The 15,644-nt window shown below is 72.1% G+C and carries 13 protein-coding genes; 11 read left to right on the top strand and 2 right to left on the bottom strand.

What is annotated here, in order from left to right:
* Positions 1–49: 49 nt before the first annotated feature.
* A complete protein-coding gene (locus IEZ20_RS29495) occupies positions 50–706 on the bottom strand; it encodes a bifunctional DNA primase/polymerase (RefSeq protein WP_189304276.1) in 657 nt (218 codons plus the stop codon).
* 475 nt (positions 707–1,181) lie between these two features.
* On the opposite strand from IEZ20_RS29495, the gene nsdA reads away from it, so the two are divergent.
* The 6 genes from nsdA (at position 1,182) to ftsH (ending at position 11,132) form a co-directional block, all read left to right on the top strand.
* The gene (nsdA, locus tag IEZ20_RS29490; RefSeq protein WP_189304274.1) at positions 1,182–2,660 is read left to right on the top strand and encodes a transcriptional repressor NsdA; all 1,479 of its coding nucleotides are present in this window, start codon (positions 1,182–1,184) and stop codon (positions 2,658–2,660) included.
* A gap of 389 nt (positions 2,661–3,049) precedes the next feature.
* Entirely contained in the window at positions 3,050–4,387 is a 1,338-nt protein-coding gene (locus IEZ20_RS29485; protein WP_189304272.1) for an ammonium transporter, read from the top strand.
* Positions 4,384–4,722, top strand: coding sequence for a P-II family nitrogen regulator (locus IEZ20_RS29480; RefSeq protein ID WP_030990174.1), 339 nt, complete (start codon positions 4,384–4,386; stop codon positions 4,720–4,722). The genes IEZ20_RS29485 and IEZ20_RS29480 overlap by 4 nt, the downstream gene beginning before the upstream one ends.
* 70 nt (positions 4,723–4,792) lie before the next feature.
* Positions 4,793–7,300, top strand: a complete 2,508-nt coding sequence (locus tag IEZ20_RS29475) for a [protein-PII] uridylyltransferase (RefSeq protein WP_189304270.1) — start codon at positions 4,793–4,795, stop codon at positions 7,298–7,300.
* A gap of 220 nt (positions 7,301–7,520) precedes the next feature.
* On the top strand, positions 7,521–9,068 hold the full coding sequence (ffh, locus tag IEZ20_RS29470; RefSeq protein WP_189304267.1) for a signal recognition particle protein: 1,548 nt from the start codon (positions 7,521–7,523) through the stop codon (positions 9,066–9,068).
* 129 nt (positions 9,069–9,197) lie between these two features.
* Positions 9,198–11,132, top strand: coding sequence for an ATP-dependent zinc metalloprotease FtsH (gene ftsH, locus IEZ20_RS29465; protein ID WP_189304265.1), 1,935 nt, complete (start codon positions 9,198–9,200; stop codon positions 11,130–11,132).
* Between the two features lie 3 nt (positions 11,133–11,135).
* On the opposite strand, the gene IEZ20_RS29460 is transcribed toward ftsH, so the two are convergent.
* On the bottom strand, positions 11,136–12,023 hold the full coding sequence (locus IEZ20_RS29460; protein WP_189304263.1) for a class I SAM-dependent methyltransferase: 888 nt from the start codon (positions 12,021–12,023) through the stop codon (positions 11,136–11,138).
* 556 nt (positions 12,024–12,579) lie between these two features.
* Here IEZ20_RS29460 and IEZ20_RS29455 point away from each other — a divergent pair.
* From IEZ20_RS29455 to trmD, 5 genes are all read left to right on the top strand, one after another.
* Positions 12,580–13,176 (top strand): hypothetical protein, encoded by a 597-nt coding sequence (locus IEZ20_RS29455; protein WP_184970376.1) that lies wholly within the window; start codon positions 12,580–12,582, stop codon positions 13,174–13,176.
* A 307-nt stretch (positions 13,177–13,483) separates the two neighbouring features.
* A complete protein-coding gene (gene rpsP, locus IEZ20_RS29450; RefSeq protein ID WP_189304261.1) occupies positions 13,484–13,903 on the top strand; it encodes a 30S ribosomal protein S16 in 420 nt (139 codons plus the stop codon).
* A 5-nt stretch (positions 13,904–13,908) separates the two neighbouring features.
* Positions 13,909–14,148, top strand: coding sequence for an RNA-binding protein (locus tag IEZ20_RS29445; RefSeq protein ID WP_003973401.1), 240 nt, complete (start codon positions 13,909–13,911; stop codon positions 14,146–14,148).
* A 103-nt stretch (positions 14,149–14,251) separates the two neighbouring features.
* A complete protein-coding gene (gene rimM / locus IEZ20_RS29440; RefSeq protein WP_189304259.1) occupies positions 14,252–14,797 on the top strand; it encodes a ribosome maturation factor RimM in 546 nt (181 codons plus the stop codon).
* Positions 14,794–15,627: a tRNA (guanosine(37)-N1)-methyltransferase TrmD gene (gene trmD / locus IEZ20_RS29435; RefSeq protein ID WP_189304257.1), complete on the top strand. Its 834-nt coding sequence runs from the start codon at positions 14,794–14,796 to the stop codon at positions 15,625–15,627. The genes rimM and trmD overlap by 4 nt, the downstream gene beginning before the upstream one ends.
* Positions 15,628–15,644: the final 17 nt, after the last annotated feature.

Raw genomic sequence — 15,644 nt, 5'->3', positions numbered from 1 at the left:
CCGCCCCGAGGTGCAGTCGGGGACGGGAGCTTCGTCATGTCCGGCACGGTCAGGCCCGCGACCGGTGCGCCACGTACGCCAGCGTGCCCAGCAGCAGCCGCGCCGACGGAGGCCTGGTCGCCGAGTCCAGCGCGGGCGGGCGCAGCCAGCGCACCGGGCCCAGGCCGCCCCGGTCGGAGGGCGGTGCGGTGATGTGCGTGCCGGGGCCGAGGCCGCGCAGGTCCAGCGCGGCGGGGTCGTCCCAGCCCATGCGGTACAGCAGCCGGGGGAGGTCGGCGGCGGCTCCGGGCGCGACGAGGAAGCGGGCACGGCCGTCCGGTCCCGCGGTCACCGGGCCGAGGGGGAGGCCCATGCGCTCCAGCCGGACCAGGGCGCGGCGGCCGGCCGGCTCCGAGACCTCGATGACGTCGAACGCCTGACCCACCGGCAGCATCACCGAGGCGCCCGGGAACTCCGACCAGGCCTTGCTCACCTCGTCCAGCGTGGCCCCGGCCGGCACCACGGGGGCGAAGTCCAGCGGGTGCGCGCCCGGCGCCGGGCAGTCGGACCGCCCGCAGGAGCAGACACCCGCGGCGGCGCGCGCCCCCGGCACCGCGTCCCAGCCCCACAGCCCGGTGAACTCGGCCACGGCGGTGCACTCCGCCAGGCGGCCGCGCCGACGCGTGCCGGAGCGGATCTCGCGGATGCCGCCGATCGTGAAGCCCATACCCCCTCCAACGGGTCCAGCGCGCCGGTGGTTACGAAACGGAACGAGATGGAAGCGGAACGTAACGCTACGGCTCCGCCTGCCCACGGCGGTGCGGGGTGAAGGCGGCGCCTTGAAGCGCGACGGGGTGGCGCGCCGGAGGATGCACGCCCCGGCGTGCATCACTCCGCCCGCTTCCGGCCGTCCTATGTCAAGTGAATCGCGGGCGGCCGACCGTGAGTTCATTCGAAGGGGTGGCGAATGGTGGCGTTTCTGGGATCCCCGTGGCTGGACGGGTGATCGTGGGATTACTGTGAGTGTGCGAGTCCCGGGGGCACATGCGCTCGTGGGTATGCCGGAGGCAAGTCGTCAACGCGTTCGAAGGGTGAGAACCAGCGGACGCGGAGCCGTATCAACCGGCATTCTGATAGGGCTTGGCGCACCAGGCGACAAGTGGTCTCAGGGGACAAGTGGTCTCAGGGATGGGGGCGTTCCAGTGGGCGGCAACGGCGGTAGCGGGACACACGCTGACAAGCGCCCCAACGAGCTGCTCGGCTCGTGGTTCGTGCGCAGCGGCTGGTCCAAGGGCGAGCTGGCCCGCCAGGTGAACCGCAGGGCACGCCAGCTGGGTGCCAACCACATCTCCACCGACACCTCGCGGGTGCGCCGCTGGCTGGACGGGGAGAACCCGCGCGAACCGATCCCGCGCATCCTCTCGGAGCTGTTCTCCGAGCGCTTCGGCTGCGTGGTCTCCATCGAGGACCTCGGCCTGCGCGCCGCCCGCCAGTCACCCGCCGCCTCCGGCGTCGACCTGCCCTGGACGGGCCCGCAGACGGTCGCCCTGCTCGGCGAGTTCTCCCGCAGCGACCTGATGCTCGCCCGGCGGGGCTTCCTCGGCACCTCCCTCGCCCTGTCCGCCGGCCCCTCCCTGATCGAGCCGATGCAGCGCTGGCTCGTGCCCTCCCCGGCCTCCCCGGCCCCCTCCGAGCCCCGGCCCGCCCTCGACCCGCGCCGCCCCGGCCGCCTCTCCCAGCCCGAGCTGGATCTGCTGGAGTCCACCACCCGGATGTTCCGCCAGTGGGACGCCCAGTGCGGAGGCGGCCTGCGCCGCAAGGCCGTCGTCGGCCAGCTGCACGAGGTCACCGACCTGCTCCAGGAACCCCAGCCCGAGGCCACCACCCGCAAGCTCTTCCAGGTCGCCGCCGAGCTGGCCGAACTGGCCGGCTGGATGTCGTACGACGTCGGCCTCCAGCCCACCGCGCAGAAGTACTTCGTGCTCGCCCTGCACGCCGCCAAGGAAGCCGGTGACAAACCGCTCGGCTCCTACATCCTCTCCAGCATGAGCCGCCAGATGATCCATCTCGGCCGGCCCGAGGACGCCCTGGAGCTGATCCACCTCGCCCAGTACGGCAGCCGCGACTGCGCGAGCCCGCGCACCCAGTCCATGCTGTATGCGATGGAGGCCCGCGCCTACGCCAACATGGGCCAGCCCGGCAAGACCAAGCGCGCCGTCCGCATGGCCGAGGACACCTTCGCCGAGGCCGACGAGTGGGACGAGCCGGACCCCGACTGGATCCGCTTCTTCTCCGAGGCCGAGCTGTACGGCGAGAACTCCCACTCCTTCCGCGACCTCGCCTACGTCGCCGGGCGCAGCCCCACCTACGCCTCCCTCGCCGAACCGCTCATGCGCCGGGCCGTGGAGCTGTTCGCCAGGGACTCCGAGCACCAGCGGTCGTACGCGCTCAACCTCATCGGCATGGCCACCGTGCACCTGCTCCAGCGCGAGCCCGAGGAGAGCACGGCCTACGCCGCACAGGCCATGGACATCGCCAAGAAGGTGCGCTCCGAGCGTGTGAACACCCGTATCCGAAAGACGGTCGACACGGCCGTCCGTGACCACGGCGACCTCGCCGCCGTGGTCGACCTCTCCGACAAACTCGCCGTCGACCTGCCGGAGAACGCCGAAGCCGTCTGACCACCGCACACCCCCGAACCCCGGCCGCGGCCGGTCCTCCCGAACCGCCCGACTCGGCTCCCCCATGCCAGGTCATCGGAAGGCCCGCCGCGGCCGGTCCGTGTCTTCCCCGGCGTCTCCTGCGGGTCTGCGCAGCGCCTCGTCCGCCCCTGCCCCGGGTCTCCTCCGCCGGAAGATTGCGCCACGATAACGATCGGCGGGCCCGGAATCCGGCGCTTCATCCAGGCGTAACACGCAGGACGCCCTTGTCACCCCGGCGAAACAACGAGGGGCCTCCACCGAAACCGCGCTGCGCCAGTCTCATGGCGCATAACCGGCCCACCCCTCACCCGACCGGACCGCTCAGGCACCGCCCGCACGGAGCCGCACCAACCGACGAGGAGACGCCGATGGCACCAGCCATCATGCTTGCGGCGGACACGAAACTGTCGTCCGCCAACACAGGCTTCATGCTCATCTGTTCCGCCCTGGTGATGCTCATGACCCCGGGACTCGCCTTCTTCTACGGAGGCATGGTCCGCGTCAAGAGCACCCTGAACATGCTGATGATGAGCTTCATCAGCCTCGGGATCGTCACCATCCTGTGGGTGCTCTACGGCTTCTCCCTCGCCTTCGGCACCGGCAACGGTCTCCTCGGCTTCAACGCCGACTGGATCGGGCTCAGCAACGTCGGCCTGACGGAACTCTGGGACGGCTACACCATCCCGGTCTTCGTCTTCATGGTCTTCCAGCTGATGTTCGCGATCATCACGCCGGCCCTGATAAGCGGCGCCCTCGCCGACCGGGTCAAGTTCTCCGCCTGGGCCCTCTTCGTCGCCCTGTGGGCCACGATCGTCTACGTCCCGGTCGCCCACTGGGTCTGGGGCGCCGACGGCTGGGCCTACAAGCTCGGCGTCATCGACTTCGCGGGCGGTACGGCGGTCCACATCAACGCGGGTGCGGCCGCGCTCGGCGTCATCCTCGTCATCGGCAAGCGCGTCGGCTTCAAGCGCGACCCCATGCGCCCGCACAGCCTCCCGCTGGTCATGCTCGGCGCCGGCCTGCTCTGGTTCGGCTGGTTCGGCTTCAACGCCGGCTCCTGGCTCGGCAACGACGACGGCGTGGGCGCGCTGATGTTCGTCAACACCCAGGTCGCCACCGCCGCCGCCATGCTCGCCTGGCTCGCCTACGAGAAGATCCGGCACGGCGCGTTCACCACCCTCGGCGCCGCCTCCGGCGCGGTCGCCGGCCTGGTCGCCATCACCCCGTCCGGCGGCGCGGTCTCCCCGCTCGGCGCGATCGCCGTCGGAGCCGTCGCCGGCGTCGCCTGCGCCGCGGCCGTCGGCCTGAAGTTCAAGTTCGGCTACGACGACTCCCTCGACGTCGTCGGCGTCCACATGGTCGGCGGCATCATCGGCTCCCTGCTGATCGGCTTCTTCGCCACCGGCAAGGGCCAGTCCACCGCCACCGGCGTCTTCTACGGCGACCACACCTGGACCCAGCTGTGGAAGCAGTGCGCCGGCGTCGGCGCGGTCCTCGCCTACTCCCTGGTCGTCTCCGCCGTCCTCGCCTTCCTCCTCGACAAGACCCTCGGCATGCGCGTCACCGAGGACGAGGAGATCTCCGGCATCGACCAGGCCGAGCACGCCGAGACCGCATACGACTTCAGCGGCGCCGGCGGCGGTGTCACCGGGACCCTCGCCGCCCCGGCCCTGGCCGCCGCGCAGAACAAGAAGGTGGACGCATGAAGCTCATCACCGCCGTCGTGAAGCCCCACCGGCTCGACGAGATCAAGGAAGCCCTCCAGGCCTTCGGCGTCCACGGGCTCACGGTCACCGAGGCCAGCGGCTACGGCCGGCAGCGCGGACACACCGAGGTCTACCGGGGAGCCGAGTACACCGTCGACCTCGTCCCCAAGATCCGCATCGAGGTCCTCGCCGAGGACGACGACGCCGAACAGCTGATCGAGGTCATCGTCAAGGCGGCCCGCACCGGCAAGATCGGGGACGGCAAGGTGTGGTCCCTGCCCGTCGAGACCGCCGTACGGGTCCGCACGGGCGAGCGCGGGCCGGACGCCCTCTGACGCACCAGAATCCCCGTCAGGGGCACACCCCCGTCAGGGACACAAGGGGAAACGGAACAGGAGTCGCCGGGTGACCGGAGCGGATGTGCGCGAACAGACGGAAGACTCGGGGCCCGGCGGCTACGCGGCGGCCCGGCTGCGCCTCCTCACCGAGGGGGCGCGGTCCGGGCCGCCGCGCCGTACCGCCCTCGCCGAACTGACCGACGACTGGCTCGCCGGACTGTTCACCGCGGCGGCGGCCGGAACGCGGGGCGTGTCGCTGGTCGCCGTCGGCGGCTACGGCCGCGGGGAACTCTCCCCGCGCAGCGACCTCGACCTCGTCCTGCTGCACGACGGCTCCGCCCCCGACGCGGTCGCCGCCCTCGCCGACCGGCTCTGGTACCCCGTCTGGGACCTCGGCCTCTCCCTCGACCACTCCGTGCGCACCCCCGCCGAGGCCCGCAGAACCGCCGGCGAGGACCTCAAGGTCCACCTCGGCCTGCTGGACGCCCGCCACCTCGCCGGCGACCCCGCCCTCACCGCCGGACTGCGCACCACCGCCCTCGCCGACTGGCGCAACCAGGCCCCCGGACGCCTCCCCGAACTCCAGGAACTGTGCGCCGAACGCGCCGCCCGCCAGGGTGAACTCCAGTACCTGCTGGAACCCGACCTCAAGGAGGCCCGCGGCGGCCTGCGCGACGCCACCGCCCTGCGCGCCGTCGCCGCCTCCTGGCTCGCCGACGCCCCGCGCGAGGGCCTCGCCGACGCCCGCCGCCGCCTCCTCGACGTCCGCGACGCCCTCCACCTGGCCACCGGCCGCGCCACCGACCGGCTCGCCCTCCAGGAGCAGGACCAGGTCGCCGCCGAGCTGGACCTGCTCGACGCCGACACCCTCCTGCGTCAGGTCTACGAAGCGGCCCGCGTCATCGCCTACGCCAGCGACGTCACCTGGCGCGAAGTGGGGCGCGTGCTGCGCTCGCGCGCCGTGCGGCCACGGCTGCGCAAACTGGCGAGGGAGCGAAGCGACTTCCTCAGAAGGGCGGTGGCGGGCGACGGGCGGGCGCTCGGTGGCGGCAAACCGGTCACCGAACGGTCGCCCCTGGCCGAAGGCGTCGTGGAACAGGACGGCGAGGTGGTGCTGGCACGCACCGCACGCCCCGAACGCGACCCCGTGCTCCCGCTGCGTGCCGCGGCCGCCGCCGCCCAGGCCGGCCTCCCGCTCTCCCTGCACGCCGTACGGCGCCTGGCCGCCACCGCCCGCCCCCTGCCCACGCCCTGGCCCGCCGAGGCCCGCGAACAGCTGGTCACGCTCCTCGGCTCCGGCAGCCCCACGGTCGAGGTCTGGGAGGCCCTGGAGGCCGAGGGCCTGGTCAGCCGCCTGCTGCCGGACTGGGAGCGGGTCCGCTGCCGGCCGCAGCGCAACGCCGTGCACGTGTGGACCGTGGACCGCCACCTGATCGAGACCGCGGTCCGCGCCTCCGAGTTCACCCGCCGCGTCAGCCGCCCCGACCTGCTCCTCGTCGCCGCCCTGCTGCACGACATCGGCAAGGGCTGGCCCGGCGACCACTCGGTGGCCGGCGAGATCATCGCCAAGGACGTCGCCGCACGCATCGGCTTCGACCGCTCGGACGTCGCCGTACTGTCCCTCCTGGTCCGCCACCACCTGCTGCTCATCGAGACGGCCACCCGCCGTGACCTGGACGATCCCGCCACCGTCCGCTCCGTCGCCGAGGCCGTCGGCACCCAGAGCACCCTGGAACTGCTGCACGCCCTCACCGAGGCCGACGCCCTCGCCACCGGCCCGGCCGCCTGGTCCTCCTGGCGCGGCTCCCTCGTCGCCGACCTCGTCCGCCGCGTCTCCGCCGTGCTCGCCGGGGACGTCCCCGAGGAGCCCGAGCCGGCCGCGCCCACCGCCGCACAGGAACGCCTCGCCATCGAGGCCTTCCGCACCGGCGGCCCGGTCCTCGCCCTGTCCGCCCAGACCGAACCGGTCACCGGTGAGGAGCCGTCCGGCGATCCGGAGCCCCTCGGCGTCGAACTCCTCATCGCCGTACCCGACCAGCCCGGCGTCCTCCCCGCGGTCGCCGGCGTCCTCGCCGTCCACCGCCTCACCGTCCGCACGGCGGAGCTGCGCGCCCTCAGCCTGCCGCACGACGTGGACGACGACGGCACGGTCCTCCTCCTCAACTGGCGGGTCGCCGCCGAGTACGGCTCCCTGCCCCAGGCGGCCCGGCTGCGCACCGACCTCGTCCGCGCCCTCGACGGCAGCCTCGACATCGCCGGCCGGCTCGCCGAACGCGACGCGGCCTACCCCCGCCGCCGCGGCTGGACGGCCCCGCCCGCGAGGGTCACGGTCGCCCCGGCCGCCTCCCACCACGCCACGGTCATCGAGGTCCGCGCCCAGGACGCCCCGGGCCTGCTCCACCGCATCGGGACGGCCCTGGAGAAGGCGGGCGTACGGGTGCGGAGCATGCACGTGTCGACGCTGGGGGCGAACGCCGTGGACGCGTTCTACGTCACGACCGGCACGGGCGCGCCGCTGCCCCCCGGGGACGCCTCGTCACTGGCGGGGGTGCTGGAGGAGACGCTGCGGGCGTGACCTCCGGGCCGTTGCCGCGGTTGCCCGGTGTGTGGTCTCCGCGGACGCGGAGACGGTCCGGGACGCCTCTTCGAGGCCGCCGCGGACGCTGCGTGGCCCCCGTGCCCGCGGGGAAAGCGCCCCCGCCCGCCGATTGCGGCGGGCGGGGACCGTTACCTTGTCGGGCCAGATACCCTGGAAGACGCTCAGACCGCCCCCGACTCCGAGGACCGAAGCCGCCGTGTTCGATACTCTCTCCGACCGCCTCAGCGCGACTTTCAAAAACCTCCGCGGGAAGGGCCGGCTGAGCGAAGCGGACATCGACGCCACGGCGCGCGAGATCCGTATCGCGCTGCTCGAGGCGGATGTGGCGCTGCCTGTGGTCCGCACGTTCATCAAGAACGTCAAGGAGCGTGCGCTCGGGGCCGAGGTCTCCAAGGCGCTGAACCCCGCCCAGCAGGTTCTCAAGATCGTCAACGACGAGCTGATCACCATCCTGGGCGGCGAGACCCGCCGGCTCCGCTTCGCCAAGCAGCCGCCCACCGTGATCATGCTGGCCGGTCTCCAGGGTGCCGGCAAGACCACCCTCGCGGGCAAGCTCGGCCGGTGGCTGAAGGAGCAGGGCCACTCCCCGCTGCTGGTCGCCGCCGACCTCCAGCGCCCCAACGCCGTGAACCAGCTGAGCGTCGTCGCCGAGCGCGCCGGTGTGGCCGTGTACGCGCCGGAGCCGGGCAACGGCGTCGGCGACCCGGTGAAGGTCGCCAAGGACTCCATCGACTTCGCGAAGTCCAAGGTCCACGACATCGTGATCGTGGACACCGCCGGCCGCCTCGGTATCGACGCCGAGATGATGCAGCAGGCCGCGGACATCCGGGACGCGGTCAGCCCCGACGAGATCCTCTTCGTCGTCGACGCCATGATCGGTCAGGACGCCGTCAACACCGCCGAGGCGTTCCGCGACGGCGTCGGCTTCGACGGCGTGGTCCTCTCCAAGCTCGACGGCGACGCCCGCGGTGGTGCCGCGCTGTCGATCCGGCAGATCACCGGCAAGCCGATCATGTTCGCGTCGAACGGCGAGAAGCTGGACGACTTCGACGCGTTCCACCCGGACCGGATGGCCTCCCGCATCCTCGACATGGGTGACCTGCTCACCCTGATCGAGCAGGCGGAGAAGACGTTCAGCCAGGAAGAGGCCCAGAAGATGGCCTCGAAGCTGGCGTCCAAGAAGGGCCAGGACTTCACCCTGGACGACTTCCTGTCCCAGATGGAGCAGGTCAGGAAGATGGGCAGCATCAGCAAGCTGCTCGGCATGCTCCCGGGCATGGGCCAGATCAAGGACCAGATCGCCAACCTGGACGAGCGGGACGTCGACCGTACCGCCGCGATCATCAAGTCGATGACGCCGGCCGAGCGCCAGGACCCGACGATCATCAACGGCTCCCGCCGTGCACGTATCGCCCGGGGTTCCGGTGTCGAGGTCAGCGCGGTGAAGGGCCTGGTGGAGCGGTTCTTCGAGGCGCGCAAGATGATGTCCCGCATGGCCCAGGGCGGTATGCCGGGCATGCCGGGGCTCCCGGGCATGGGCGGCGGTCCCGGCCGGCAGAAGAAGCAGCAGAAGAAGGGCAAGGGCAAGCAGCGCTCCGGCAACCCGATGAAGCGCAAGCAGCAGGAGCTGGAGGCGGCGCAGCGCCGGGAGGCCGCCGCGCAGGGTGGCGCGCTCGGGCTGCCGGGCCAGCAGGGCGGCCAGGACTTCGAGCTGCCGGACGAGTTCAAGAAGTTCATGGGCTGAGGTCCCGGAGGTTCCCGGGCCGGGTTCCGTTCGTACGACGCCAGGGGCGCTCCCTTCCGCGGGGGCGCCCCTTCGCGTGTGCCGGTCCTTGCGTGTGCCGAGGCCCGCTGTGTGTCGTAACGTCCAGGTATGAGCAATGCGGCGCCACCCCGCAAGGCCCCTGATCAGCCGTGGCGCGCCGAGGGCACCCCGGACGAGGCGCCCCGGCGCGGCGGGGGGCTCCCGGGCGGGAAATGGTGGGGGCTGCTCGCCACCGCGGTGATCGTCTTCGTGCTGGCGTATGTCGGGCTGCACTACTTCGGCCAGGGCAACGAGCCGACGATCTCCTACACGCAGTTCAGCAGGGAGGTCGCCGACGGCAACGTCGCCAAGATCTACTCCAAGGGCGACGCGATCCAGGGCCAGCTGAGAAGTCCCCGCCACGATCCGGAGGGCGGTGGCGAGTACACCAAGTTCAAGACGCAGCGGCCGGCCTTCGCGGACGACAGGCTGTGGCAGAACCTGAGCAGCCACGGTGTCACGGTGACCGCGCGGCCGGTGGTGCAGGAACGCAGTCTGCTGTCCAACGTGCTGATCTCGCTGATCCCGATCGCGGTCCTGGTCGTGGTGTGGGTCCTCGTGCAACGCCGGCTCGGCGGCATGCTGCCCGGTGCGGGCGGTCTGTTCGGCCGCCGGTCGCCGCCGAAGCCGGTCGGGCTGCTGCCGGACACCGAGCGCACGACCTTCGCCGACGTGGCCGGCATCGACGAGGTCAAGGGCGAGCTGGACGACGTCGTGGACTTCCTGGAGCACCCCGACGTCTACCGCAGGATGGGCGCGAAGCTGCCCCGCGGGGTGCTGCTGGCCGGGCCGCCCGGCACCGGCAAGACGCTGCTCGCGCGGGCCGTCGCGGGTGAGGCCGGGGTGCCGTTCTTCTCGGCCTCGGCGTCGGAGTTCATCGAGATGATCGTGGGCGTGGGCGCGTCCCGGGTCCGGGAGCTGTTCGCCGAGGCCCGCAAGGTGGCGCCGTCGATCATCTTCATCGACGAGATCGACACCATCGGCCGCGCGCGGGGCGGGGGCGCGTCGATGAGCGGTCACGACGAGCGTGAGCAGACGCTGAACCAGATCCTCACGGAGATGGACGGCTTCTCGGGGTCCGAGGGTGTGATCGTCATCGCGGCGACCAACCGGGCGGACATCCTGGATCCGGCGCTGACCCGCCCCGGCCGTTTCGACCGGGTGGTCACCGTGGCCCCGCCGGACCGGGCCGGCCGTGAGTCGATCCTGCGGATCCACACCCGGCAGATCCCGCTCGCGCCCGATGTGGACCTGGCCCAGATGGCCCGGGTGACCCCGGGCATGACCGGCGCGGATCTGGCCAATCTCGCCAACGAGGCCGCTCTGCTCGCGGTCAAGCGCAAGCAGCAGGAGGTGACCGGCGCCGACCTGTCGGAGGCGCTGGAGAAGGTGCAGCTGGGTGCCGAGCGGACCCTGGTCATGCCCGAGGACGACCGTCGCCGTACCGCGTACCACGAGAGCGGGCACGCCCTGCTGGGCATGCTGCAGCCGGGCGCCGACCCGGTCCGCAAGATCACGATCGTGCCGCGCGGCCGGGCGCTCGGGGTGACCATGTCCACGCCGGAGGTGGAGCGGTACGCGCACTCCGAGGAGTACCTGCGCGGGCGGATCATCGGCGCCCTGGGCGGGATGGCGGCGGAGGACGTCGTCTACGGGGTCGTGACGACGGGTGCGGAGAACGACCTGGAGCAGGTCACCAATATCGCGCGGGGGATGGTGGCCCGCTGGGGGATGAGCGAACGGGTGGGCCGGCTGTCCGCCCTGCCGAGCGACGCCCAGCAGGCGTACGGGCTGTCGGCCGCGCCGCAGACGCTGGACGTGATCGACGCGGAGATGCGGCGGATCGTGGACGACTGCTACGAGGAGGCGTGCCGCAAGCTCCGCGACCACCGGGACCAGCTGGACGCGCTGGCGCTGGCGCTGCTGGAGCGGGAGACGCTGGAGGAGGCGGACGCGTACCGGATCGCCGGCATCCCCCGCCTGGCCAAGGAACCGGAGCCGTAGGGCTCAGGGCACGCGGGCGATGAGGTAGCGGAAGACGTTCGGCATCCAGACGGTGCCGTCCGGGCGCCGGTGCGGGTGGAGGGCCTCCATAAGCTCCTTGTCGACCTGTTTGGCGTCCGTGGCCGTGATCGCGGCGTCGAACAGGCCGGTGGACAGCAGTCCGCGGACGGCGCTGTCGAGGCCGGCGTACCCGAAGGGGCAGGCGACCCGGCCCGAGCCGTCCGGTTTCAGCCCGGCCCGTGCGGCGACCTTCTCCAGGTCGTCACGCCGGGCGGGCCGCCAGGTGCGCGCGCCGCACACTGGATCGGCCAGTTTGGTGGCTACCCGCAACACCGAGGAGGTGGTGCAGCGCTCCGGTGGTCCCCAGCCGGCCAGCACCACGGCGGCCCCGCGTCCGGCCAGCGGCAGCGCGTCGGCGAGGAGTTCGCCGAGCCCCTCGGAGTCGCCGGCGAGGCCGCCGATCGGCTCGAAGGCGGTCACGAGGGTGTACCCGGCGGGGTCGGTTCCGGCCGCGTCCGCGGGCGGGCCGGCGACGAGCCTCGCGGGGGTACGCGCGCGCGTGCCGCTGCCGCCGCGGCTTCCGGCCCGGCCGGGCGGGGTGTCGGGCAGCAGCCGTTCGCGGGCGAGGGCGAGCCGCTCGGGGGAGGCGCTGTCGACACCGGTGACCGCGGCGCCTCTGGAGGCCGCCATCAGCAGGGCGAGTCCGGAACCGCAGCGCAGGCCGAGCAGCCGGGTGGCGGGGCCCACGTCGAGTCGGTCGTACACGGCTTCGTAGAGCGGTACGAGCATCCGCTCCTGGATCTCGGACCAGTCACGCGCGCGTGCGCTCAGGTCCACGCGGGGTGCCGAGTCCGCGTGAGACGTGTGCTGCCGCACGAGCGTAGGTGTCATAGGTATGCGCCCCAATCCGCCGACAGTTCGCCGCTGCGCCCGGTCGCGTGGCCCCCGTGCCGTGCGCGCGCACTTCCCACGTATGCCACCTAACTCCCGGCTCGCGGTGCCGTCCAGGGGTCGTGGGGCCCGGCTTGGCCCCGGGACGCGGGTGTGGCGAGATTTCACGTGCCCGCAATCCGGACGGCCCTACGGTGTCCGTTCCAGGGGGTGGAGCCCGCGGCGGCGGCCCCGGCAGGCTCGGGCGGGCCGGTGGCGGGGGGTGCGGCCGCAGGCGGTAACGTCACGACGGCCGTGGACGCTGTCCGGGGTGAGGGCCGCGCGTGGATCGCGGCCGAAACACCTCTTGCGCGGCGGCCGGCCGTCGTCGCACCAGGGCTCCGGGGCGAGGCGTAGCGCGGACTACGCACCAGCTTGGTAGGAGCTGTGACGCTTCTCCGCAGATCAGCGCACCCGCCCTCCTCTCCACGCATCAGCGGCAACTGACGGGTACGTGCAAATTATTTGGGATGCCCCGGAATAGGAACACAGCGGCACCCCCGCTCGTTGTCATTACGTGAGCACGACACAGACACCACCTGTTCTCGCCGCAGAGCTGGCACAGGCGTGGGCCGACATCCAGCGGTACCACCCCGAACTGCCGGACCTTGCCGCGCCAGAGTCCCTGATCGGAGAGTCGTCGTCCGCGTGCGGTCACGAGCTCTCCTTCGAACGGCTGCTCCATGAGGCAGTCCACGGCATCGCCGCCGCCCGCGGCATCCGGGACACCTCCCGGGCCGGCCGCTACCACAACCGTCGTTTCCTCGCGATCGCCGAGGAGCTGGGCCTGGACCACCCCGAGGAGCCGCACCCGAGCAGCGGTTTCTCGCTGGTCACGCTCAACGCCGAGGCGAAGCGGCGCTACCGCCCGACGATCGAGCGGCTGCAGCGCGCGCTGAAGGCCCACACGGTGGCCACCTCGGCCGACACCTCCCGCACCTTCCGCGGCCCCGCCGCCCGGCACGGCTCCTCCGGTGGCGGCGTCCGCGTCAAGGCGGTGTGCGACTGCGGCCGCAACGTCCGGGTCGTCCCCTCGGTCCTGGCCCAGGCCCCCATCGTCTGCGGCGGCTGCGGCAAGCCCTTCCGGATCCCGGAGGTCGTGGGGGCGGCGTAGGCGCGGCGCGCGCGTACCGGCATCTCGTGGGTGCCGGGGCTGCCGCCGGCAACTCCACAGCACGGGTCAGCGCACCCGACGTGACCTCACCTCCACGCCGGGTGCCGCTGCAACCTGCCCCGCCGCAGCTCGCGCACCCTCGGCCGAAGGCGACCCGCGGGGTATGGCACAATGGATAGCTGTACTCGACAGCCGCACAGGACCCCTCTCTCCTCCGGCTGACGCGTCCATCGGGCACTCGGGTACCGCAACCCCACGCGGCGTCTCGCCGTGCCCAACCACGTCAAATCCAGGAGAACCCACTCCCGTGGCAGTCAAGATCAAGCTGAAGCGTCTGGGCAAGATCCGTTCGCCTCACTACCGCATCGTCGTCGCCGACTCCCGTACCCGCCGTGACGGCCGGGCCATCGAGGAGATCGGCAAGTACCACCCGACCTACAACCCGTCGGTCATCGAGGTGGACGCCGAGCGTGTGGCGTACTGGCTCGGTGTCGGCGCCCAGCCGACCGAGCCCGTGCTCGCCATCCTGAAGAAGACGGGCGACTGGCAGAAGTTCAAGGGCGAGCCGGCTCCCGCGCCGCTGCTCGTCGCCGAGCCGAAGCCGGCCCGTCCGTCGTTCGAGGCCTTCACCGGTGAGGACGAGGGCAAGGGTGAGGCCATCACCCAGAAGAAGAAGGCTGAGAAGAAGGACGAGGCGGCTGCCGAGTCCCAGTCGACCGAGGCCTGAGCAGCATGCTCGAAGAGGCGCTTGAGCACCTCGTGAAGGGCATCGTCGACAACCCTGACGATGTGCAGGTCGCCTCGCGCAACCTGCGTCGCGGGCGCGTGCTCGAGGTCCGGGTCCACCCGGACGACCTCGGCAAGGTGATCGGCCGCAACGGCCGCACCGCGCGTGCCCTGCGCACCGTCGTGGGCGCCATCGGCGGCCGCGGTGTCCGCGTCGACCTCGTCGACGTGGACCACGTCCGCTGACGCTTCATCGCAACCGGCTCGGGCCGGGGAGGGCCACTGGCCGTCCCCGGCCCGCAGTCGTATGAGCAGGACGCCGGCAGGAGATGACAGGAGAATTGGACACGTGCAGCTGGTAGTCGCACGGATCGGCCGTGCCCACGGCATCAAGGGCGAGGTCACCGTCGAGGTACGTACCGACGAGCCGGAGCTGAGGCTCGCGCCCGGCGCCGTGCTCGCCACGGACCCCGCCTCCGCGGGACCGCTGACCATCGAGACGGGGCGGGTGCACAGCGGCCGCCTCCTGCTGCGCTTCGAGGGCGTCACCGACCGCAACGCCGCCGAGGCCCTGCGCAACACCCTGCTGATCGCCGAGGTGGACCCGGAGGAACTCCCCGAGGGCGAGGACGAGTACTACGACCACCAGCTGGTCGACCTCGACGTGGTCACCGAGGACGGCACGGAGGTCGGCCGGATCACCGAGATCTCGCACCTGCCCACGCAGGACCTGTTCATCGTGGAGCGCCCCGACGGCAGCGAGGTGATGATCCCCTTCGTGGAGGAGATCGTCACGGAGATCGACCTGGAGGAGCAGAAGGCGGTCATCGCGCCCCCGCCGGGCCTGATCGACGACCGCGCCGAGATCGCCTCGTCGAGGGATGAGGACGCATGAGGCTCGACGTCGTCACGATCTTCCCGGAGTACCTCGAGCCCCTGAACGTCTCCCTCGTCGGCAAGGCACGCGCGCGCGGGCAGCTCAACGTCCAGGTGCACGACCTGCGCGCGTGGACGTACGACCGGCACAACACGGTGGACGACACGCCGTACGGCGGCGGCCCCGGCATGGTCATGAAGACCGATCCCTGGGGTGACGCCCTGGACACCGTCCTCGCCGACGGCTACGAGACGGGCGCCCACGCCCCCGCGCTCATCGTCCCCACCCCGAGCGGCCGGCCCTTCACCCAGGAACTGGCCGTCGAACTGTCCGAGCGCCCCTGGCTGATCTTCACGCCGGCCCGCTACGAGGGCATCGACCGGCGGGTCATGGACGAGTACGCGACCCGCATGCCGGTGTACGAGGTGTCCATCGGCGACTACGTCCTCGCCGGCGGTGAGGCGGCCGTCCTCGTCGTCACCGAGGCCGTGGCCCGGCTGCTGCCCGGCGTGCTCGGCAACGCCGAGTCCCACCGCGACGACTCCTTCGCGCCCGGCGCGATGGCCGGCCTCCTCGAAGGCCCCGTGTACACCAAGCCGCCCGTCTGGCGCGGCCGGGACATCCCCGAGGTGCTGCTCAGCGGCCACCACGGCAGGATCGCCCGCTGGCGCCGCGACGAGGCCCTCAGGCGTACGACCGCCAACCGGCCCGACCTGATCGAGCGTTGCGACCCCAAGGCCTTCGACAAGAAGGACCGCGAGATGCTCTCCATCCTGGGCTGGGAACCGGACCCGGCGGGGGAGCCGTACGGCCGATTTTGGCGCCGGGCCGAGGGCGTGGAAGAATAGGCCGCTGTTGTGCGCCC

The sequence above is a fragment of the Streptomyces cinerochromogenes genome (genome assembly GCF_014648635.1).
GTDB classification, from domain to species: Bacteria; Actinomycetota; Actinomycetes; order Streptomycetales; family Streptomycetaceae; genus Streptomyces; species Streptomyces cinerochromogenes.
This window is presented reverse-complemented; position numbering and strand designations above follow the sequence as displayed.